Source organism: Afipia clevelandensis ATCC 49720 (genome assembly GCF_000336555.1).
GTDB lineage: Bacteria > Pseudomonadota > Alphaproteobacteria > Rhizobiales > Xanthobacteraceae > Afipia > Afipia clevelandensis.
In genome coordinates, this window is the sequence record NZ_KB375281.1 from 2690303 (window position 1) to 2709838 (window position 19536).

The following is a 19536-nucleotide window of genomic DNA, read 5'->3' on the forward strand; positions in this document are numbered from 1 at the left end:
CGCCCGCGAAATCGCTTTGCGCCATTGGTAAGAGGTTAATGCTTTCTTAATGGGATGGCAAAGCGTTGTCCGGGTTAACCTTAACCCGCGTCAATCATGAAAGTGTTGACGTGCTGCGGTTCTGTAAAACGATTGGGATGCGCGGATTGAGAGGTGCTGAAGGCTTCAGCGCAGGGTCTGCCGGATCGGAATGACGTCCTTGGACGACGAGCCGTGCGATGCCTTGAGCAACTCGCGCACGCGCGCGGCGGGCACCGGACGGCTGAACAGGAAGCCCTGCGCCTCGGTAACGGTGCCTTCTGAGCTGATCAGTTCGAGTTGCTCATTGGTCTCAATGCCCTCGACCACGACGGACATGCCAAGATCGGCGCTGAGGCGCGCGACGCCGCGCAGCAGCGTGAGCGGCCGATGGCTGCCGATATCCTCAAGGAACGAACGGTCGATCTTCACCTTCTGCAGCGGGAAATTATGCAGATAGCTGAGGCTCGAATAGCCGGTGCCGAAATCGTCGAGCGAGATACGCACGCCAAGTTCGCGGAGTTGCGACAGCACATCGAGGGTCCACTGCGTGTTGCGCAGCAGTGACGACTCGGTGATTTCGATTTCCAGGCGATGCGGCGGCAGGCCCGAGACCTCGAGCGCATAGCGCACTTCAGTCATCACATCGCGCTGATGGAATTGCTGCGAGGAGAAATTGACCGCGACGCTGACCGGGTCCGGCCACTTCATGCACTCCATGCAGGCCTTGCGCAGAATCCAGCGGCCGAGATCGACCACAAGGCCCATATCTTCCACGACCGGAATGATGTCGGCGGGCGACACCGAACCGCGCGTCGGATGATTCCAGCGCAGCAGCGCTTCACAGGTCGAGATGCGGCCCGATTTCAGGTTGACCAGCGGCTGATAATACAGCTCGAATTCTTCGTGCGCGAGCGCGTGGCGCAGATCGAGTTCGAGCACGCGGCGCGCCTCGACGGTGTGCGCCATTTCATCCCGGAAGAAGCAGAAGGTGCCGCGGCCGTCGGCCTTGGCGCGGTAGAGCGCCATGTCGGCATTTTTCAGCAGCACGTCGACGCTGGCATCCGGCGATGTCAGCGCAATGCCGATGCTGGCGCCGATCTCGACCAGATGATGATCAATCTCGTAACGCTCGCTGAGACGGTCGACGATCCGCCGCGCCAGCGAGGCGGCGTCGTCCGCCGAATGAATCCCGCGCTGGAACACCACGAACTCGTCGCCGCCGAAACGGGCGACGAAATCCTCGGGCCGCAGCAGCCGGCGCAGGCGCGCCGTCACCGCGCACAGCAGCTTGTCGCCGCTTGGATGACCGAGCGTGTCGTTGACCTGCTTGAACTGGTCGAGATCGACGAACAACAGTGCGGACAGGCCCTTGCCCGAAGCCAGCATTCCCTCGATCTCGTCGCGGAAATGCACGCGGTTGGGAAGTCCCGTGAGTTCATCGAACCGCGCCATGTGGCCGATCCGGGCCTCGGCGTTGCGGCGCGCGGTAATGTCTTCCACCAGCACGACGGTGCCGCCGTCAGCCATCGGCTGGAATGTCCAGGACAGCGCGCGCTCGGCGCCGCCGCTGGTGTCGGTGGTGACGATTTCGCCCACGCGCGAGGCCTGAACTTCGGCAACGATGGCATCGGCGCTGGCTTGCGACAGGGTTTTTGCTGCAACCGCATCCCCGACCACCGTTCCAACGGCCGCGGCGCGATGCACCAGATCGCGCGGCAAATGGAGCATTTCGGTGAAGCGATAATTGATCACGGCCAGCCGGCCCGTCGCCGTGAACATGCACAGCCCGTGCGGCATGTTGTTGAGCGCGGTATCGAACTGTGCCGCGATGGCCGCCTCGCGTTCGCTGGCTCCCAGCGCTTCGACATAGATCTGCTTCAGGCTCTGCGTGATATGCTTCAGGCCGATGAAGAACAGGCCGTTGAGCAGCGCGAGGCCGATGTAATAGGGATCACCGCGCAGGACTTCCGCGATCGTCATCGGACCGCAGGCGAGCAGTATCTGGAGATTGAAAATCCACGGGCGTCCGTAGGTGCGGCCCGACCCGGCGGCGATATAGCCGGTGGTGACCACGATGCAGATCATGTGCGCGACAGGATCGTCGGTGCCGAGAAGAACGACCGTGCACCAGACACCCAGGACGGCTGCGTAAAGCAGCGCGCCGATCCGGTAGCGCCCTTCCCAGCGGATCGCCGCTTCCTGGGACAGGTGCGCGCCACGGCGCTTGTACTGATGCATGTTGTAGGTGCGATAGGAGCCGACCAGAACGATCAGCGCCATGCAGGGCCAAAGATAGACGTTGCCGGTCTTCAGCGCCGTCAGGATCGCGGCGACCGCCATGCAGATCGCGCCGGCAAGCATCGGCGCAGGATTCTGGAACAGCGAATCCACCAGCGCCGCATACACTGTCGGCGACAGAGACTGTTCTTCCGGCCGGTTTTTCCTGTGAACAAGTTGCATCGGGGCGCGCGCACGTCCTTTGGATCGGCACACCTTTACCCACCGCAGATGAAGTCTTTCTGAGCGAACATCGTTAGCGATGTATTGATGCGATCAGAGAAGGATGAAATCCGCCTGCAATGTCATCAAATTAGGAAAGGATTGCCGCAAGGAGCGGCAATCGGGATCGCGGGTTAACGCTTCATTTACGATAGCAGCGGCGACCAGGCCGGATCGGACGCATAACCCGGCGTCGGCACCTTCTGCTCGTTACGTCCGGAAATATCCACCGTGTAGAGCGACGGCCCGCCGCCCGACTCGCGGAAGAACATCACGACACGACCGTTCGGCGCGAAGGTCGGTCCCTCGTTGTGGAAGCCGGACGTGAGGATGCGCTCACCCGACCCGTCCGGTTTCATGATGCCGATCGAGAACTGACCACCGCCCTGCTTCGTAAAGGCGATGTAGTCGCCGCGCGGCGACCAGACCGGCGTCGAGTAGCTCCCTTCGCCGAACGAGATGCGCTGCGCTGCGCCGCCGTTCGCGCCCATCACGTAAATCTGCGGCTTGCCGCCACGATCGGACTCGAAAGAAATTCGCGAGCCGTCCGGCGCATAGGACGGCGAGGTATCGATGGCCGGCGTATCGGTCAGGCGCGTCATCGACTTGGAGCGCAGATCCATGACGAACAGGTTCGAGTTGCCGCCCTGCTGCATGCTCATGACAATGCGCTGGCCATCGGGGGAGAAGCGCGGCGAGAACGACATGCCGGGGAAATTGCCGACGATTTCGCGCTGGCCGGTCTCCACATTGAAGAGATAGACGCGCGGATCGCCCTTGCCGAACTCCATATAGGTGATTTCCTGCGTCGACGGCGAAAACCGCGGCGTCAGCACGAGGTCGGTGCCGCGGGTCAGGTAGCGCACATTGGCGCCGTCCTGATCCATCATCGCAAGACGCTTGACGCGGCGGTCCTTCGGCCCGGTCTCGTCGACGAACACCACGCGGCTGTCGAAGTAACCCTTCTCGCCGGTGAGACGCTCGTAAATCTGGTCCGAGATGATGTGCGCGATGCGGCGCCAGGATTCCGGCGAGGTGAAATACTGCTGGCCGGTGAGCTGCTGCGCCTGCGGCACGTCCCACAAGCGAAACTCGGCCTTGAGGCGGCCGTCGCCCTGCCGCGTGGCACGGCCCGTCACCAGCGCCTGCGCGTTGATCTGCCGCCAGCTCGCGAACTGTGGCGGCACATCGATGTTGGTGATGCGCTCGATATAGGCGGCCTGATCGATCGGCGCGAACAAGCCGCTGCGCTTGAGGTTGTTGGTAATGACCTGTGCGATGCCGGCGGCAACTTCACCATCGCCCTGCCCGCCCGGCACGAAATTCGGAATCGCGATCGGGATCGGCTGGAAATTGCCTTCGGTGACAGTGACTCGGGCCTGCGCCAGCGCGCGGCGCATGGGCGATGCCAGCAACAGCCCGGCCGATGCGGCGCCGGTCATCAGGTGACGTCGGGTGAGGATCATGTCGGGTGCGGCGATCTTCGTCTGCAGCTTGTCCGGATTGTCGTTGTTCAAATCTTGCATCCTGTCCAAATTCATTCCGGCAGCGCCGTTCATGCCATCAGATTTTCGTGTCAAGAAAATTTCTCGGTAAATGCCGGCTCGAAGAATTTCCACTCGTCGAAATAGGCCGCAGGCAGATTATAGGGCTGGCACTCGATGATCGCGCGCTGCGCGCTCTCCTGATAGACGCGGAAATACGGGCTCGATCCGCCCGGCAGCGGCACCGGCATCGCTTCCAGCGTGCCGTCGCGCTTCAGCTTGATCGTAAAGACAGCTTCCACCTTCTGCGCCTCGACGCCGCCATAGGGTTTCTTCCAGCACCGCTCCACCTGCTGGCGGAACATCGCGCCCCAGGTCGCGGAGTTGTCGGCGGCCCGGCCGCGCGCCGTGCCCAGCGCCGCCTGTGAATTCAGCGCCGCGCCGGTAATGGATTCGCGCGAGGGATCGCGCTTGTCGAGCAGCGCCGCGATCTTCGACTGATCAAACACGCGCTCGGCCTTGTGCTTGTCGGGCGGAGGCGGCGTCGCCTTGACCTGATGCGGCTTCGGCGGCTTCTTCGCCTCTTCCTTCTTCAGCGCCTCGGCGATCGGATCGACCTTGGCGTTGTCCGGCTTCTTCTCGGCCTGCTTCTGCTCTTCCTTCGGCTTGTTCTCGACCACCGGCTTCGGCGGATCGGGCTTCTTCTCCACCGGCTTCGGTTCGGGCTTCGGCACCGGCGGCGGCGCGGCTTCGGTCACGACGGGAGGTTTCTTGTCGTCGATCTTGCCGACGGCTTCGTCCACCGGCGGCTTCGGCTCGGCGACCTTCTCCACCATCGGCTTCGGGTTTTCCTTCTTGCCGGTCTTCATGCCCTGCATCGCCTTGGCGAACTGCTCGGCGGAAACGATATCGACGGGAACGGAATCCTCCGGCACGGATTCAAAGGCCTTGGTCGAGAACGACACAAGACCCCAGCCGATCACCAGGGCATGCAATGCGACAGACGCTGCGAGGGTCTTGTCGATCTTCACGTCAGTTTCCCTGCTCGACCTCGGTCACCAGAGCCACGCGCTTGAAGCCTGCGGCGGACAGGCGGCCCATCACGCGCATCACCGTACCGTAATCCACCTTTGTGTCGCCGCGAACAAAGATACGCTCGTCCATGCCGCCGCGCGCACTCGTAATGGCCTGCAATTTCGGCACCAGTTCGTCCATCGGGATTTCGGTGTTGTTGAGAAACACCTTGCCTGTGAGCTGGACGGAGACCGTCAGCGGCTCCTTGTCCTGGTCCAGGCTCTTGGCCGCGGTCTGCGGCAGATCCAGCGGGACACCAACTGTCAAAAGCGGCGCCGACACCATGAAGATGATGAGCAGCACCAGCATCACGTCCACCATGGGCGTGACGTTGATTTCGGCCATGACGTTGGCGCGGCGATAGCCGCGGCGTCCACCGCCGCCCGAACCGCCTCCGAAGCTCATGCCCATGACGAATGTCCCAAGCCGTTCACCTTACGCACGCTCGTCGATCTGGCGTGACAGGATCGCCGAGAACTCGTCGGCGAACCCTTCAAGCCGCTGGGCCTGCCGGTTCACCTCCGAGGTGAACTTATTGTAGAAAATTGTCGCCGGAATTGCGGCGATCAGGCCGATGGCGGTGGCAAATAGCGCCTCCGCGATGCCCGGGGCGACCACCGCCAGCGAGGTATTTTTCGAGGCCGCAATCGACTGGAAGCTCGACATGATGCCCCAGACCGTGCCGAACAGGCCGACGAAGGGGCTGGCCGAGCCGACGGTGGCCAGCACCAGGAGCCGCCGGTCCAGCCGCTCGACCTCGCGGGCGATCGACACGCTCATCACCTTGTCGATGCGCATCTGCAGGCCGGCGAAGGAACGGGAATGGCTCTCGAACGAGCGCTTCCACTCCCGCATCGCCGCCACGAACAGCGCGGCCATGGATTGCGTGGGCTTGGCCGCCAGCGCGCGATAGAGTTCGTCAATGGACTGACCCGACCAGAACGCCTGCTCGAAGCGGTCCATCGCCTTTTTCGTGCGGGAATACAGCAGCATCTTGTCGATCGCGATGGCCCAGACCCACACCGAACAGGCGAGCAGGCCGAGCATGATCGTCTTCACGACAAAATGCGCATGCCAGAACAGCGAGATCAGCGACACGTCAGCGGATGCCACCGGCAAGGCTGACTGCGCGACGTCTGCTGGATTCATGATCGGTATCCTCTCACGGCGATAATCCTGTTTCACGCGGCCTGCGCGGCTGGCCCGGTGGCCGCCAAACAGCAACCGTCGCAGCGAAACGCCAACGCTGCCGATCGCCCCGTTCCGGTCTCGTGTCGCGTGGGATGGCCTGTCCCTGAGGCCGGGCTCTGCATCCCCTGCTAACGTGTCAAAACGAGGGCTGTCCGCACCGCTTTGGCCCTTCTAACCAATCGCTAATCAGGGTTAAGGCGGGGTTACCACACAAGGGTCGGGGCCGGAAAATGGCCGTGATGCCAGATGGTCGGCGGCCCTGGAACCAGCCGCCGGGCGGACTCTATGGCTGGGTGGCGGAGGTGCCCTGAAACCGCCGGACCAACGGCTTGAGCAGTTGCGGAGAGACATAGATCGGGAACTGGGCCAGCGCGAAATACAGCCAGGTCAGCCCCGGGAGAACGCCGTCGGTTGCGGCCAGCATCAGGCCCATGTTGCGCTGGGACACCATCAGCCCGAGCGCCAGCGCGCGCTCCTGCCCGGCCCTGCGGAACACCAGCACGGTGGCGCCAAGTAGGACACCGAACACGACAAAGGCGAATGCTGTGAGCAGAAGTACCCGCACGGGGGCGGCCCAAAAGCTCTCTGCCACCGAGCCCATCACCGCACTGACGAACACCAGAAGCACGAGAATGTTGATGCCGTCGATCGGTTGCCGGTGGCGGACAATGGCCGCCGCGCCGGCCCAGCGGCGGATCACGGCGGCGACAAGCATCGCGCCCGCCAGCATCGCCAGCAGTTTCAGCCCGAGTGCGAGGGGCGACAGCGTCAGTGCTGTTCCGAAGAACAGCCAGGCGAAAAGCGGCGCCGTGAGCGGCACCAGCGCGGTGTTCGTCACCAGCGTGATGAGGACGAGCGTTGAGTCCAGCCCCATCAGCGCCACCAGCGCCGGCGACGCCATCATCGGCGAAGCGACCGCCTGCAGCATCAGGCCGAGAAACAGGTCAGGCGAAACCTTATCGAAGCCGCTCACAATGCCGCCAAGGCCGAACAGCAACGGCAACACGAGCGCGCTCCAGAGCGTCGCCACGATCACCAGCACGGGCCGCGAAAGATAGCCGCGCATGGCAGCGACATCGACGCGCATGAAGGAAATACAGAGCAGGACGAAAACCGCCTCGCCGACATAAGGCTTGAGCACGGCGCCGAGCGGCGGAAGTGCGATGCCGATGAACACCAGGGCGGCGATGGTGCGTGTGCCCTGACGGCCGAGCCACGCCAATGCGGCGACAGGCAAGGCCCGCACCGGCTGCATTTTTGCAGACATGATCTCTCCGAAACAGTCCGGACCCGAAGGCCTGATGTGCAGATTTGATGGCGAGGCAGCGCAGACCGCCCTGCATTTCAGCAGGCGGCGCCAGTGCGCCAGATGCCGCTGCAGGACACCGAGCGCCACCAGCGGCGGCGCGATGAGATCACGTTCCTGATCATGCTTTATTCAAGCCGATCCGAACCTCGATGGCAATTGGGATAACCGCGCGCGGCTGCTTTGTTTGTCGCGCAGGATTGGATTTAATTGCCGCATGACATCGGCCGTTCCCTCCGCTGCAGAATCGTCCCTATCAAGACGGGGAGCACTCGCCGCGTGGATCCTGATCCTCTCCAATCTGGCGCCGCTCGCCGGCATCGTGTTTTGGGGTTGGGATGTCTTTGTGCTGCTGTGTCTCTACTGGCTGGAAACCGCGGTCATCGGATTCTGGACCATCGCGCGGGCGGCCACGATGTCGCGTGATCCCGGGTCGGCGACAGGGCGCAGCGTCGCCGGATCGCTGGCGCTGGCCGGATTCTTCACCGTGCATTCCGGGCTGTTCATGTCCGTGCACATGCTGTTCATCTTCTCGCTGTTCGCCGGCCCCTGGGCCAGCCGCATTCACGACGCGCGGGATTTCATCCGCCTGATCGTGATCGACAAGGACCTGTGGATTCCGCTGCTGGCGCTGTTCGTCGGCCAGGGCGCGATGTTTATCAACGATGCCGTGAACCGCTTTGTGTTCGCGAAAACGACGGCGAGCACCGACACCGGCGAGATCATGGGCGGCTTCTACAAGCGGATCGTGATCATGCATCTGGCGATCATGGGCGGTGCGTTTGTTGCGCAGGCGATCGGGACCGCCGCCCCGCTGATTGTTCTCGTGCTGCTCAAGGTGGCGATTGAAATCAGATTTCAGATGAAGGCAAGATCCCTCTCCTCGCCGCGACGCGCAGGCCCATGATGCGATTGCGCAAAGCAAAGCCGCCCACCTCGCGAGAGATGGACGGCTTGCGAGCCGATCAGGGAGACGGGGCTTGTCTTATCCCTGAGAAGGCTGATCGTTCGGCGGTGTCGGGCGCTGCTTGTGCTGCGCCATGAAGGCGTCGAACTCTTCCTTGTCCTTGGCGTGACGCAGGCGGTCGAGGAAATCCTTGAACTCGGTCTGCTCTTCCTCAAGACGGCGCAGCGTCTCCATGCGGTATTCGTCGAAGGCGCGGTTGCCGCTCGACGGCGCATAGAATCCGCGGCCGTCCATGCGGCTGCGCATCCGCTCCATCTTCCACTGCATGCGTTCCATCTTGTCGGCCCAGCGGCCATGACGATCGTGAGACCAGCAACCCATGTTTCTGCTCCAGAGTGAGTAAGCGAGAGCGGCCAGACCCAGCGGCCACCAGATGATGAAACCGGCAACGATCAGGATGATGCGCCCCGGATGAAACCGCGGCTGCCAGTCATGCCGCGAGTCGTAACTGTTGTGTGGCTCCGCCCAGTCCGGGCGGCCCCAGCGGTCGAGGCGTGCAGTGTTGGCGGTTGTGTTCGCCATGGCGTCCTCCAGTTTTCACGCTTCCGTGAATGTAAATAACATTTACATAGATAAACCAAGCCGGATTTTTGTCAAGCGGAGCGGTTGTCGCAGCCCTGAAATTATTTTCGCGGCGGTTCCGGCGGCTGATGGTGCTGATGCTGATCGGTCGGGAAACCGAGACCTTTCAGATAGATCAGCACACCGGCTTCCAGCAGGTCTTCTGCCGACATCGGCAGCTTGCGTCGTGCCGCGTCGCCGCGCCCGAACAGCGAGGCGATACCGTGCGACATCGACCAGATATGCAGCGCCATCATCATCGCGGGCGGACGCGGCACATTCGGCGGCGCCATCGCCACCAGCCGCTCCGATGCGGCCCGAATGATCGCGAAAGCGCGCTCACCTGCGAGCAACAATGCCGGATTGGTTTCCACCGGAACGCCGGATTCAAACATCGCCGAGTAATAAGCCGGATTCTCGCGGGCGAAAGCGAGATAGGCCTTGCCGATGCGCTGGAAGGCGGTCGGCGTATCGGGACGGCCATCGTCCCACGCCGCCGCAAGCTGCGCCTCGAATAGCTCGAAGCCCTGCTGCGCGACGCTCGCCAGCAACTCGTCACGATCACGGAAATGACGATACGGCGCCGCCGGGCTGACACCGGCGGAGCGCGCGGCTTCGGCAAAGGTGAAGCCCGCCGGTCCCTTGTTGGCGATCAGATCCAGCGCGGCCTGCACCAGCGCTTCCTTCAGATTGCCGTGATGGTAACCGCCTTCGCGGCGGCCGCGGTTCTTGTGCCAACTCATGTCGGGTTCTTACTCATGTAAAACCATTTTACATGAGTTGCCGTCCGCCGTCACCACGCCATTAGGGCTTCGGGCCGCAGATCAGGTCCACGGTCCCCCGCGCCAGGGCCTCCAGTTCGGGACGCGGCAGACGGGCGCGCGAGCGGATCGCCAGCGCCTCAACGGTGGAAGCCGCGATCTGCGACAGCACCTGCACATTGGCCCCCGGCGGCAGTTCGCCGGACTCCACCGCCGCCTGAAAACGCTTCGCCAGCGTGCGCTGGGTCGAGCCGAGCGCCTTCTGCACCAGCGGGCGGATTTCCGGATCGGCCATCGCTTCCGAGGTCGCCGTCATCACCGTAAAGCAGCCGCGCGGGCCTTTGTCGCCCGCCAGATAAACATCGAGCGCGGTCGCGTAGATCGCTTCCAGCATCTGCCGCAGCGTCAGTTTCGGATCGAAGGCATGGGCGAACTTCGCCGCCATCTCGGCGCGATAGCGCTCATAGGCTTTCAGAAACAGCTCCCGCTTGTCACCGAAGGTGCCGTAAAGGCTTGGCCGGTTGATGCCCATCGCCTCGCTGAGATCGTCCAGCGACGTCGCGGCAAACCCGCCATCGCGGAAGGTGTCCATGGCCCTGGCCAGCGCCACATCCGGCTCGAAGGCGCGCGGACGCCCGCGCTTTTTCGGCACGGCGGCCTCGGATGTCGGCGTCTTTTTCTTTTTTTGTACCATATCGCAAATAATTCTCTTGACCGCATTTAATTTATGCGGAACGGTATAAAAATCAAGGCCACCCCCGGTTTCACCCAAGGAGACGCATCATGGACCTCTATTTCTCTCCCCTCGCCTGTTCGATGGCAACCCGCATCGCGCTCTATGAAGCCGGCGCCGACGCGCGCTATCTCGAGGTCGATCCGAAATCGAAAAAGGTGCTGCAGGACAATTCGGATTTCCGCAGCGTGAATCCGCTTGGCCTGGTGCCGACGGTCAGCACGGAGGACGGCCTCGTGCTCACCGAGAACGCCGCGATTCTTCAGTATGTCGCGGAGCGCTTCCCGGACGCGGGACTTGGCGCGGCATCAGGCATCGAACGCAGCCGCCTGCATCAGTGGCTCTGCTTCATCGGCACCGAACTGCACAAGGGCCTGTTCGTCACCCTGCTGGACCGCAAGGCGCCCGCCGACGTGCATGCCTATACGCTCGCCAAGGGGCTTTCGCGGCTCGACTATCTCAACAACTATCTCGAAGGCCGCGAATTCCTGCTGGATCATTTCAGCGTAGCCGACGCCTATCTCGGCACCGTGCTGAACTGGAGCATGGGAACGCCTCAGCTTGATCTCAAGACATGGCCTGCGATCAGCGATTATCTCGCGCGCTTCAAGACGCGGCCGAGCGTGATGAAAGCGCTGGCCGAGGAATTCGAGCTCTACAAGGCCGAACTCGCGCGTCACAAGGCGGCGGCGTAACGAAGGACTTTTTTGTCATTGCGAGCGAAGCGAAGCAATCCACTCTTCAAAAGCGAAGCATGGATTACTTCGTCGCCATAGCGCGTCGAAGACGCGCGTAACCGCGCTGATGGCTCCTCGCAATGACGACGTGTCAGTCAAACAGCCGCCGCTCGGACTCCTTCAGCGCCCGCGAAAACACCTTCGGATCGTCGAACGCACGCGCCAGCACCAGCGCACCCTGGATTTCCAGCACCGCCTGTTCTGACTTGCGGCGGGCCTCCGCCTTGCCGCCGCCAAGACGGCGCAGCGCGGCTGCGAGCGCATCGACCCAACCCGCGAAATAGACCTTCACCTTTTCGGCGAACAGATCGCGCGAGGCACCGAGCGCCACCACGCCGACAAGACAAACCCGCTGTCCCGAACCGAAATAGTCATTCGTCGCCGCATACATCTCCGCGATGCCCTTCGCCGGATCGGACGCGTTGCGGAGCGGCGTGTAGATCCTGTCGTTGAACCAGCGGTCGATGGAGCCGAGCACTTCGTTCGCCATCTGCTCTTTGCCGCCGGGAAAGAAATTGTAGAGGCTGCCCTTGCCGAGGCCCGTGGCCTCGGTGATCAGCGCAAGCGTCGCGCCCTCATAACCGTGCGCGCGAAACACTTCGGCCAGAGCAGCCAGAACGTCCTCGCGCGCAGCCTCAGGTTTCGCCATCTCAGTCCTTTCGAAGCAAGCTCACTTCGGAACCGGCGCCAGCCCAGGCACATCCGCCGGACGTGGCCCCGGCGCGCGCCAGTGAAAGCGGCGTTCGCTCTCCTGTATCGCCACATCGTTGATGCTGGCTTCGCGGCGCTTCATCAAGCCGTGTTCGTCGAATTCCCAGTTTTCGTTGCCATAGGAGCGGAACCATTGCCCGGCATCGTCGTGCCACTCGTACTGAAAGCGCACCGAGATGAAATTGCGGTCGAACGCCCACAAGTCCTTGATCAGCCGGTACTCGTGCTCCTTAGCCCATTTGCGGGTGAGAAACTCGACAATGGCGTCGCGGCCCTGAAAGAACTCCGAGCGATTGCGCCAGATGCTGTCCTCGGTATAGGCGAGCGACACCTTGACCGGATCGCGAGAATTCCAGGCATCTTCCGCCATGCGCGCCTTCTGCGCGGCGGTTTCTCTGGTAAACGGCGGCACGGGCGGGCGAGACATGACGCAGCTCCTGTTTGTACTGATAGGTACAAACTTGTACCAATTGGTACAGAGCGTCAAGTGCCTATTTGACGATGATCCGTCACGCTAGGTCGCGTCCTGATCCGCCTTCATGGCGATGCGCAGCGCCTTCGGGATCGGCCGCGCGCGGCCGCCGGACACGAACGCGACCTTGACCTTCGCCTCGATCAACGCGTCGCCGCCGCGGCGCACTTCCTGCCCCAGCGTGATCGACGCGCCTCTCACTTCCACCGGCATGGTAACGATCTCCAGAACGTCGTCCATCCGCGCGGGTTTGAGATAGTCGATCTGCATCGCGCGGACGACGAACGCGAAGCCCGGCGCTTCATTCTCGGCTTCCGCGAACAGCGCGCGCTGATCCGCGCCGAGCAGCCGCAGATAGTTGGTCCGGCCGCGCTCCATGAAGCGCAGGTAGTTGGCGTGATAGACAATGCCGGTGAAGTCGGTGTCTTCGTAATAGACACGCACCTGCATGACGTGTTTGCCGTCGCGGATCGCACCATCGAGCATCTTGAAATCCCGTTCAGTCTTCGTCGCGATCGAACATACCGAACTGCGCCGGGTCGCGCGACGGCTCGGCCAGACCAAGATGCCTGAAAGCATGCGAGGTGAGCAGCCGCCCGCGCGGTGTGCGCTGCAGGTAGCCACACTGGATCAGGTATGGCTCGATGATATCCTCGATGGCATCGCGCGGCTCGGACAGCGCCGCCGCCATGGTCTCGACGCCGACGGGACCGCCGCCGTAGTTCAGCGCAATCGTTGTAAGATAACGGCGGTCCATCGCATCGAGGCCGGCCTTGTCCACTTCCAGCGCGCCGAGCGCATTGTCGGCGATCTTGCGGTCGATGGCGCTGGCGTCGGCCGCTTCGGCGAAGTCGCGCACCCGGCGCAGCAGACGGCCCGCAATGCGCGGCGTGCCGCGCGCACGGCGCGCGATCTCGTTGGCGCCATCGCCCGTCATGCCGATGCCGAGCACACGCGCGCCGCGGGTGACGATCTTTTCCAGTTCGTCCTCGGTATAGAAATTCAGCCGCACCGGAATGCCGAAGCGGTCGCGCAGCGGATTGGTCAAAAGGCCGGCGCGCGTGGTCGCGCCCACCAGCGTGAATTTGGCGAGATCAATTTTCACCGAGCGCGCCGCCGGTCCCTCGCCGATGATGAGATCGAGCTGGAAATCCTCCATTGCGGGATAGAGCACTTCCTCCACCTGCGGACTGAGCCGGTGGATTTCGTCGATGAACAGCACATCGCGCTCCTCGAGATTGGTCAGCAGCGCGGCGAGATCGCCCGCCTTCGCAATCACAGGACCCGATGTGGCGCGGAAGCCGACGCCGAGCTCGCGCGCGACGATCTGCGCCAGCGTGGTCTTGCCGAGACCGGGCGGGCCGACAAACAGCACATGGTCCAGTGCTTCGCCACGCTTGCGCGCAGCGTCGATAAACACCTGAAGATTGGCGCGCGCCTGCGCCTGCCCCACGAACTCGGACAGGTTCTGCGGACGCAGCGAGGTGTCGCCGATGTCATCGGCGCGGCGCTCGGGGGTGACGATGCGGGTAGGATTGCTCACTTCGACAGTTCCTTCAGACCCAGCCGAATGAGCTGTGCGGTCTCCGCTTTATCGCCTGCGCTGCGCGTTGCGGCGGCAATGGCGGCGGCCGCCTGCGGCTGACCATAGCCGAGGTTGACCAGCGCGGAAATCGCGTCGGCCACGGGGCGCGGCGCAAGATTGTCATCCAGCGCGCCAGACAGATGCACCACCGCCGGATCGACGCTTCCGAAAGCAGGTGTCTTGTCCTTCAGTTCAGTGACGATGCGCTCGGCCACCTTCGGGCCGACGCCCGGCGTGCGCGCCACCGCCGCCTTGTCGCGCAACGCGATGGCATTGGCGAGATCGGACGGCGGCAAGGTGGAGAGCACCGCGAGCGCGACCTTGGCGCCGACGCCCTGCACCGTCTGCAGCAGACGAAACCATTCGCGCTCCATGTCGGTGCGGAAGCCGAACAGCTTGATCTGGTCCTCGCGCACATACGTCTCGATCGACAGCATGGCGGCTTCGCCGGGCTGCGGCAGCGCCTGCAGCGTGCGCGCGGAGCAATGCACCTGATAGCCGACGCCCTGCACGTCGAGGATCACATAATCTTCGCCGTAGGAGTCGATCAGCCCTTTGAGTTTTCCGATCATGCGCCCGCGATCCTGAGCTTCAGCATGGCGCTTTGCCGGTGATGGGCGTGAGTAATGGCAATCGCCAGCGCGTCGGCGGCATCCGGCGTTTTCGGCGCGGCCTTCGGCAGCAGCACGCCTAGCATGACGCGGATCTGGTTCTTGTCGGCATGGCCTGCGCCGACCACGGTCTTCTTGACCTGGTTGGGCGCGTATTCCGCGACTGCGATGCCGAACATCGCAGGCGCCAGCATGGCGACGCCGCGCGCCTGCCCGAGCTTGAGGGTCGATGCGCCGTCCTTGTTGACGAAGGTCTGCTCGACCGCGGCTTCCACCGGATTGAACTCGCCGAGCACCCGCGCCAGCCCTTCGTGGATCGCCAGCAACCGCTCGGCCAGCGGCGCGGCTTCGCGGGATTCGACCGAGCCGCAGCCGACATAAATCAGCCGGTTGCCGTCGATGTCGATCACGCCCCAGCCGGTGCGGCGGAGGCCGGGATCAATCCCCAGAATGCGAATCGCGCGTGACGTCATATGGGCAGTCTACCCGAATCGGGCGTCCGGCGTCACAGCAGCGTGCCGCGCAGGATCAGCACCGCAGCGCTGAAATAGATCATCAACCCGGTGACATCGACCAGGGTGGCGACGAAAGGGGCCGATGCGCTGGCTGGATCGAATCCCACCCGCTGCAAGGCGAAGGGCAGCATCGAACCCGCGACCGACCCGAAGGTGACCACACCGACCAGCGCCGCCGCCACCGTGAACCCCACCAGCACCCAGTGCTCGCCATAATCGTAGATGCCGAGCTTCTGCCACACCACCACGCGCGCAAAGCCGATGAGGCCGAGCAGTCCGCCGAGGATCAGGCCGGTCGGCAGTTCCCGCATCATCACTCGCCACCAGTCTGCGAGTTTCACGTCATGCAGGGCGAGCGAGCGGATCAGCAGCGAGGTCGCCTGCGATCCCGAATTGCCGCCCGAACTCATGATCAGTGGAATGAACAGGGTCAGCACCAGCGCCTTCTCGAGCTGGCCCTCGAAATGCTGCATGACGCTCGCGGTCAGCATCTCGCTGACGAACAGCACCGACAGCCAGCCGCCGCGCTTGCGGATCATGTCCAGCAGACCGATCTGCATGTAGGGCTCTTCGGTCGCCGACATGCCGCCGAACTTCTGCACGTCCTCGGTGCTTTCCTCGATGATGGCGTCGATGATGTCGTCCACGGTGACAATGCCGAGAACGTGTCCCGCCTTGTCGAGCACCGGCACCGCGAGCAGATCGTGGCGGGTGATCAGGCGCGCGACATCTTCGCGATCGACCAGCGGGAGGGTCGTGATCGTCTCATGCTCCGGAATCAGGGTCATGATGTTGGCCGATGGTTCGCCCGCGATCAGCCGCCGCAGCGTCACCGCGCCGACAAGACGCCGCGTCACGGGGTCCAGCACATAGATCGCATAGACCGTCTCGCGGGAACGTTCGACACGGCGGATGTGCTGCATCGTCTGGTCCACGGTCCAGTTGCCCGGCACGCTGACGAACTCGGTGGTCATCATCGCGCCGGCGGTGTTTTCCGGATAGGCCAGAAGGCCGACAATCGCGGCGCGCGACACCTCATCAAGCGCGCCGAGAAGCTCGGTCTTCGCGGGCTCCTCAAGCAGTTGCACGATATCCGCCGCCATGTCGGCGGACATGCCCGCCAGCAGCGGGGCGGCGACATAGCGCGGCAGCGCTTCGATGATCTCGGCGCCGAAATCCAGTTCCGGCTTGTCGAGGATTTCGATCGCGACATCGCGCGGCAGCAGCCGCACCACATCCGCGGCCTGCGCCGGTTCGAGCTTGTTGAGGATTTCGACGGTGTCGGCGACATGCTCGCCGATCAGGCTCGCAGCCAGCACAGCCGCGTTGAACTCGCCCTCTGGCGCGTGGATTTCCGTCATAGCTCACCTTCGGGTTCTGCCGGCAACAGCAGGGGCGGTGAGCTGGAAGCGCTCTAGACCACCGGGACCGTTGTCGGCGAAATACGTGGACTGTCGCTTGGCATGGTTGATTGGTTTCCGGTGACGGGCGGCATGCGAACACCACCGCCCTGCGGCTGACATGATCCTTCAGCGGCGCGGCGTCAAGACAAAAACGAACGACGGGATACAGGCCGGACTTAGGCGCTCATCTTGGCGGCGAGCGCATCCGAGACTTCAAAGTTGGCATAGACGTTCTGGACGTCGTCATGCTCGTTCAGCAGGTCGAGCAGCTTGAACAGCTTCTCGCCGGTCTCGTCATCGACCGTGATGGTGTTCTGCGGCTTCCAGATCAGCGCGGCCTTGCGCGCCTCGCCGAACTTGCCTTCCAGCGCCTTGGCCACCTCGCGATAGGTTTCCGGCGAGGCCAGAACCTCGTGGCCGTCCTCGCTGGAGGCCACGTCATCGGCGCCGGCGTCGATGGCGGCTTCCAGCATCGCATCGTCGGACGCCACCTTGGCGTCGTATTCGATCACCCCGACACGGTCGAACATGAAGGACACCGATCCGGTTTCGCCGAGATTGCCGCCGGACTTGGTGAAGTAGGAGCGGATGTCGGAGGCGGCGCGGTTGCGGTTGTCGGTCAGCGCCTCGACGATCACCGCGACGCCGCCGGGGCCGTAGCCCTCGTAGCGCATTTCATCGTAGTTCTCGCCGTCGCTGCCGATCGCCTTCTTGATGGCGCGCTCGATATTGTCCTTGGGCATGTTTTCCGCGCGGGCCGCGGTGATGGCCAGCCGCAGGCGGGGATTCATCGCCGGGTCCGGGGTTCCCAGTTTCGCCGCCACCGTGATTTCACGGGCAAGCTTGCCGAACATCTTGGACCGCATGGCATCCTGTTTGCCCTTGCGGTGCATGATGTTCTTGAATTGGGAATGTCCGGCCATCGGAAGCCTCTCAAGGTGTCGGCAATGCGCTGTGTGGGTCCGGGCCATTGTTAACGCAAAGACCCCGGCGGGGCGGCGTTATAGTCCGGGAACAGTCAAAATTAAAGGCGGAATGCCCGATTTTCGGTATGGCGATACGTTCGGCCGCCTCGAGAACAGGCACAAGTTAACCATGAGTTCACGCCGGAGTGCGATAATGCCTCCTATTACTCATATTTCAGAGCTCCCTCATGGCGTTCGGTCTTTTTCGGAAGCGGCTGCCAGAACAGGTCACGCCGGATATTTCCCCTGATGCGCCGGTTGCGGCGCCGGAGCCGGTTGCAGCTCCCCATCACGACTCGGCCCGCGAGATTCTCGAACTTCTGGAACTCGAACTGGCCGCCATGATCCGCCAGCTCGAACGGGCGGCGAACTCCGTGGCCAGCGGCGCCCAGTCCACTGCCTCGACACTGTCCGCCATCCGCCATCGCGCCGACACGCTCGCCGGCCGGACCAGCGAAGCGCAGGCCACGGCTGAAACCTTCTCGCAGTCAGCGGACAAGTTCACCCAGTCCGCCCACGGCATCGGCGCGCAGGTGCGCGACGCCAGCAAGCTGGCGGATGAGGCGAGCGAGGCCGCGCGCGAAGCCGGCCTCAATGTCGAACGTTTGCGCGAATCCTCTGCCGCCATCGGCAATGTGGTCAACCTGATTGCGATGATCGCCAAGCAGACCACGCTGCTGGCGCTGAACTCCACCATCGAAGCGGCCCGCGCCGGCTCTGCCGGCAAGGGATTCGCGGTGGTCGCCTCCGAAGTGAAGGCGCTTGCCGTCCAGACCCAGAACGCCACCGAAGAGATCAAGCGCAAGATCGACGCCCTGCAGCAGGACGCTGCGACCTCGTTCGATGCGGTTCACCGGATCACGGCTGCGATCGACGCCATCAAGCCGGTGTTCGCTCATGTCAACGGCGCGGTGGCCGAGCAGAACGAAACCACCGGCGAGATCACGCAGAACGCTGCCTCCGCCTCGCAATTCATCGTGTCGGTCGGCACCAGCAGCGCCGAGATCGACAACGCGGCGCGCGAAGCCGAAAGCCACGGCGAGAGCGTCGCGCAGGCCGGCAAGGCCGTGACGATGTTCGCCGAGAAGCTGAAAACGCGCTGCGCCGTCCTGCTGCGCCAGAATGAGAACGAGGAGCGCAAGGCCGAGCGGATGCCCTGCCGTCTTCAGATCGAGATCGAGACCGGACGGTCGCCGGTCAAGGCGGAGGTGTTCGAGATTTCCGTCGACGGCCTTCTGATCGGCGGCGCGGGCGCGGCCTCTTTGCCGCTGCAGCAGATCATGCAGGCCAAGCTGCAGGACATCGGCTCATGCAGCATCCGCGTCACCGGCCAGACATCGGGCGGAGCGCAGGCGGAATTCGTCTCGCCTGACGCCGCGCTCAAGGACCGGATCGAGGACAAGGTCTGGACCATCCACGACGAAAACACCGAATTCGTCACCCGCGCGATGGAAGCCGGCGACGCGATCACCAAAATTTTCGAGACCGCGGTCGCGCGCGGCGATATCAGCATCGACGATCTGTTTGACGAAAATTATGTGAAGATCGAAGGCTCCGATCCGGTGCAGTACCGCACGCGATTTCTCGACTGGGCCGACCGCGCGCTTCCCGACATTCAGGAGACCATGCTGGCGCGCGATTCACGCGCGGCGTTCTGCGCCACCATCGACCGCAACGGCTACCTGCCGGTTCACAATAAGGTCTACTCGCAGCCGCAGCGCCCCGGCGACACCGCATGGAACACAGCGAACTGCCGCAATCGACGCATCTTCAACGATCCGGCGGGCCTTGCCGCCGGGCGCAATATCCGCTCGTATCTGATCCAGAGCTACGCCCGCGACATGGGCAACGGCCAGACGATCATGATGCGCGAGATCGATGTGCCTATCCGCGTCAACGGCCGCCACTGGGGCGGGTTCCGGACGGCTTACAAGATTTAA

Annotated in this window: 20 protein-coding genes; 3 read left to right on the forward strand and 17 right to left on the reverse strand. The window is 63.3% G+C overall.

The genetic code is table 11. The features are described from left to right. Window positions 1-165: 165 nt before the first annotated feature. The 6 genes from HMPREF9696_RS12875 to HMPREF9696_RS12900 form a co-directional block, all read right to left on the reverse strand. Entirely contained in the window at window positions 166-2481 is a 2316-nt protein-coding gene (locus HMPREF9696_RS12875; RefSeq protein ID WP_002713457.1) for a putative bifunctional diguanylate cyclase/phosphodiesterase, read from the reverse strand. A 185-nt stretch (window positions 2482-2666) separates the two neighbouring features. Next, complete coding sequence (gene tolB / locus HMPREF9696_RS12880; protein WP_040302026.1) at window positions 2667-3986, reverse strand: Tol-Pal system beta propeller repeat protein TolB; 1320 nt, start codon at window positions 3984-3986, stop codon at window positions 2667-2669. Window positions 3987-4096: 110 nt separating this feature from the next. Beyond that, window positions 4097-5035: a cell envelope integrity TolA family protein gene (locus HMPREF9696_RS12885; RefSeq protein ID WP_002713459.1), complete on the reverse strand. Its 939-nt coding sequence runs from the start codon at window positions 5033-5035 to the stop codon at window positions 4097-4099. Window position 5036: 1 nt separating this feature from the next. After that, window positions 5037-5489 carry a protein TolR gene (gene tolR / locus HMPREF9696_RS12890; protein WP_002713460.1) on the reverse strand — a complete coding sequence of 151 codons (453 nt, stop codon included), beginning with the start codon at window positions 5487-5489 and terminating at the stop codon, window positions 5037-5039. Between the two features lie 24 nt (window positions 5490-5513). Next, the gene (gene tolQ / locus HMPREF9696_RS12895) at window positions 5514-6227 is read right to left on the reverse strand and encodes a protein TolQ (RefSeq protein WP_002713461.1); all 714 of its coding nucleotides are present in this window, start codon (window positions 6225-6227) and stop codon (window positions 5514-5516) included. Between the two features lie 325 nt (window positions 6228-6552). Continuing rightward, a complete protein-coding gene (locus HMPREF9696_RS12900; RefSeq protein WP_002713462.1) occupies window positions 6553-7536 on the reverse strand; it encodes a hypothetical protein in 984 nt (327 codons plus the stop codon). Window positions 7537-7792: 256 nt separating this feature from the next. Between HMPREF9696_RS12900 and HMPREF9696_RS12905 the strand changes: the two genes are divergently transcribed. Next, the gene (locus HMPREF9696_RS12905; RefSeq protein WP_002713463.1) at window positions 7793-8482 is read left to right on the forward strand and encodes a DUF6498-containing protein; all 690 of its coding nucleotides are present in this window, start codon (window positions 7793-7795) and stop codon (window positions 8480-8482) included. A gap of 78 nt (window positions 8483-8560) precedes the next feature. Here the strand turns inward: HMPREF9696_RS12905 and HMPREF9696_RS12910 are convergent, their stop codons facing one another. The 3 genes from HMPREF9696_RS12910 to HMPREF9696_RS12920 form a co-directional block, all read right to left on the reverse strand. Then, window positions 8561-9064, reverse strand: a complete 504-nt coding sequence (locus HMPREF9696_RS12910) for a DUF2852 domain-containing protein (RefSeq protein ID WP_002713464.1) — start codon at window positions 9062-9064, stop codon at window positions 8561-8563. Between the two features lie 101 nt (window positions 9065-9165). Further along, window positions 9166-9846, reverse strand: coding sequence for a TetR/AcrR family transcriptional regulator (locus HMPREF9696_RS12915; protein ID WP_002713465.1), 681 nt, complete (start codon window positions 9844-9846; stop codon window positions 9166-9168). A gap of 61 nt (window positions 9847-9907) precedes the next feature. Next, window positions 9908-10558 carry a TetR/AcrR family transcriptional regulator gene (locus HMPREF9696_RS12920; RefSeq protein WP_002713466.1) on the reverse strand — a complete coding sequence of 217 codons (651 nt, stop codon included), beginning with the start codon at window positions 10556-10558 and terminating at the stop codon, window positions 9908-9910. 89 nt (window positions 10559-10647) lie between these two features. On the opposite strand from HMPREF9696_RS12920, the gene HMPREF9696_RS12925 reads away from it, so the two are divergent. After that, complete coding sequence (locus tag HMPREF9696_RS12925; RefSeq protein ID WP_002713467.1) at window positions 10648-11292, forward strand: glutathione S-transferase N-terminal domain-containing protein; 645 nt, start codon at window positions 10648-10650, stop codon at window positions 11290-11292. 133 nt (window positions 11293-11425) lie between these two features. On the opposite strand, the gene HMPREF9696_RS12930 is transcribed toward HMPREF9696_RS12925, so the two are convergent. The 8 genes from HMPREF9696_RS12930 to HMPREF9696_RS12965 all read right to left on the reverse strand — a co-directional run bounded on the left by HMPREF9696_RS12930 (window position 11426) and on the right by HMPREF9696_RS12965 (window position 17554). Further along, window positions 11426-11983 (reverse strand): TetR/AcrR family transcriptional regulator, encoded by a 558-nt coding sequence (locus HMPREF9696_RS12930; protein ID WP_002713468.1) that lies wholly within the window; start codon window positions 11981-11983, stop codon window positions 11426-11428. A 21-nt stretch (window positions 11984-12004) separates the two neighbouring features. Further along, a complete protein-coding gene (locus HMPREF9696_RS12935; RefSeq protein ID WP_002713469.1) occupies window positions 12005-12472 on the reverse strand; it encodes a nuclear transport factor 2 family protein in 468 nt (155 codons plus the stop codon). A gap of 87 nt (window positions 12473-12559) precedes the next feature. Next, window positions 12560-13003 (reverse strand): tol-pal system-associated acyl-CoA thioesterase, encoded by a 444-nt coding sequence (ybgC, locus tag HMPREF9696_RS12940; protein ID WP_002713470.1) that lies wholly within the window; start codon window positions 13001-13003, stop codon window positions 12560-12562. Between the two features lie 13 nt (window positions 13004-13016). After that, window positions 13017-14060, reverse strand: a complete 1044-nt coding sequence (ruvB, locus tag HMPREF9696_RS12945) for a Holliday junction branch migration DNA helicase RuvB (protein WP_002713471.1) — start codon at window positions 14058-14060, stop codon at window positions 13017-13019. Beyond that, window positions 14057-14674, reverse strand: coding sequence for a Holliday junction branch migration protein RuvA (gene ruvA, locus HMPREF9696_RS12950; RefSeq protein ID WP_002713472.1), 618 nt, complete (start codon window positions 14672-14674; stop codon window positions 14057-14059). Before ruvA ends, ruvB begins: the two co-directional genes overlap by 4 nt. After that, entirely contained in the window at window positions 14671-15186 is a 516-nt protein-coding gene (gene ruvC, locus HMPREF9696_RS12955) for a crossover junction endodeoxyribonuclease RuvC (protein WP_002713473.1), read from the reverse strand. Before ruvC ends, ruvA begins: the two co-directional genes overlap by 4 nt. A 32-nt stretch (window positions 15187-15218) precedes the next feature. Continuing rightward, entirely contained in the window at window positions 15219-16589 is a 1371-nt protein-coding gene (gene mgtE, locus HMPREF9696_RS12960) for a magnesium transporter (RefSeq protein WP_002713474.1), read from the reverse strand. A 218-nt stretch (window positions 16590-16807) separates the two neighbouring features. Next, window positions 16808-17554, reverse strand: coding sequence for a YebC/PmpR family DNA-binding transcriptional regulator (locus HMPREF9696_RS12965; protein ID WP_002713475.1), 747 nt, complete (start codon window positions 17552-17554; stop codon window positions 16808-16810). A 230-nt stretch (window positions 17555-17784) separates the two neighbouring features. Here HMPREF9696_RS12965 and HMPREF9696_RS12970 point away from each other — a divergent pair, with 230 nt between their 5' ends. Further along, a complete protein-coding gene (locus tag HMPREF9696_RS12970; RefSeq protein ID WP_002713476.1) occupies window positions 17785-19536 on the forward strand; it encodes a methyl-accepting chemotaxis protein in 1752 nt (583 codons plus the stop codon).

Bases quoted from the DNA above. Each gene is read 5' to 3' on its own strand.
- HMPREF9696_RS12875 (WP_002713457.1), bottom strand. From the start codon at position 2,481: ATGCAACTTGTTCACAGGAAAAACCGGCCGGAAGAACAGTCTCTGTCG.
- tolB (WP_040302026.1), bottom strand. From the start codon at position 3,986: ATGATCCTCACCCGACGTCACCTGATGACCGGCGCCGCATCGGCCGGG.
- tolR (WP_002713460.1), bottom strand. From the start codon at position 5,489: ATGGGCATGAGCTTCGGAGGCGGTTCGGGCGGCGGTGGACGCCGCGGC.
- tolQ (WP_002713461.1), bottom strand. From the start codon at position 6,227: ATGAATCCAGCAGACGTCGCGCAGTCAGCCTTGCCGGTGGCATCCGCT.
- HMPREF9696_RS12900 (WP_002713462.1), bottom strand. From the start codon at position 7,536: ATGTCTGCAAAAATGCAGCCGGTGCGGGCCTTGCCTGTCGCCGCATTG.
- HMPREF9696_RS12905 (WP_002713463.1), top strand. From the start codon at position 7,793: ATGACATCGGCCGTTCCCTCCGCTGCAGAATCGTCCCTATCAAGACGG.
- HMPREF9696_RS12910 (WP_002713464.1), bottom strand. From the start codon at position 9,064: ATGGCGAACACAACCGCCAACACTGCACGCCTCGACCGCTGGGGCCGC.
- HMPREF9696_RS12915 (WP_002713465.1), bottom strand. From the start codon at position 9,846: ATGAGTTGGCACAAGAACCGCGGCCGCCGCGAAGGCGGTTACCATCAC.
- HMPREF9696_RS12920 (WP_002713466.1), bottom strand. From the start codon at position 10,558: ATGGTACAAAAAAAGAAAAAGACGCCGACATCCGAGGCCGCCGTGCCG.
- HMPREF9696_RS12925 (WP_002713467.1), top strand. From the start codon at position 10,648: ATGGACCTCTATTTCTCTCCCCTCGCCTGTTCGATGGCAACCCGCATC.
- HMPREF9696_RS12930 (WP_002713468.1), bottom strand. From the start codon at position 11,983: ATGGCGAAACCTGAGGCTGCGCGCGAGGACGTTCTGGCTGCTCTGGCC.
- HMPREF9696_RS12935 (WP_002713469.1), bottom strand. From the start codon at position 12,472: ATGTCTCGCCCGCCCGTGCCGCCGTTTACCAGAGAAACCGCCGCGCAG.
- ybgC (WP_002713470.1), bottom strand. From the start codon at position 13,003: ATGCTCGATGGTGCGATCCGCGACGGCAAACACGTCATGCAGGTGCGT.
- ruvA (WP_002713472.1), bottom strand. From the start codon at position 14,674: ATGATCGGAAAACTCAAAGGGCTGATCGACTCCTACGGCGAAGATTAT.
- ruvC (WP_002713473.1), bottom strand. From the start codon at position 15,186: ATGACGTCACGCGCGATTCGCATTCTGGGGATTGATCCCGGCCTCCGC.
- mgtE (WP_002713474.1), bottom strand. From the start codon at position 16,589: ATGACGGAAATCCACGCGCCAGAGGGCGAGTTCAACGCGGCTGTGCTG.
- HMPREF9696_RS12965 (WP_002713475.1), bottom strand. From the start codon at position 17,554: ATGGCCGGACATTCCCAATTCAAGAACATCATGCACCGCAAGGGCAAA.
- HMPREF9696_RS12970 (WP_002713476.1), top strand. From the start codon at position 17,785: ATGGCGTTCGGTCTTTTTCGGAAGCGGCTGCCAGAACAGGTCACGCCG.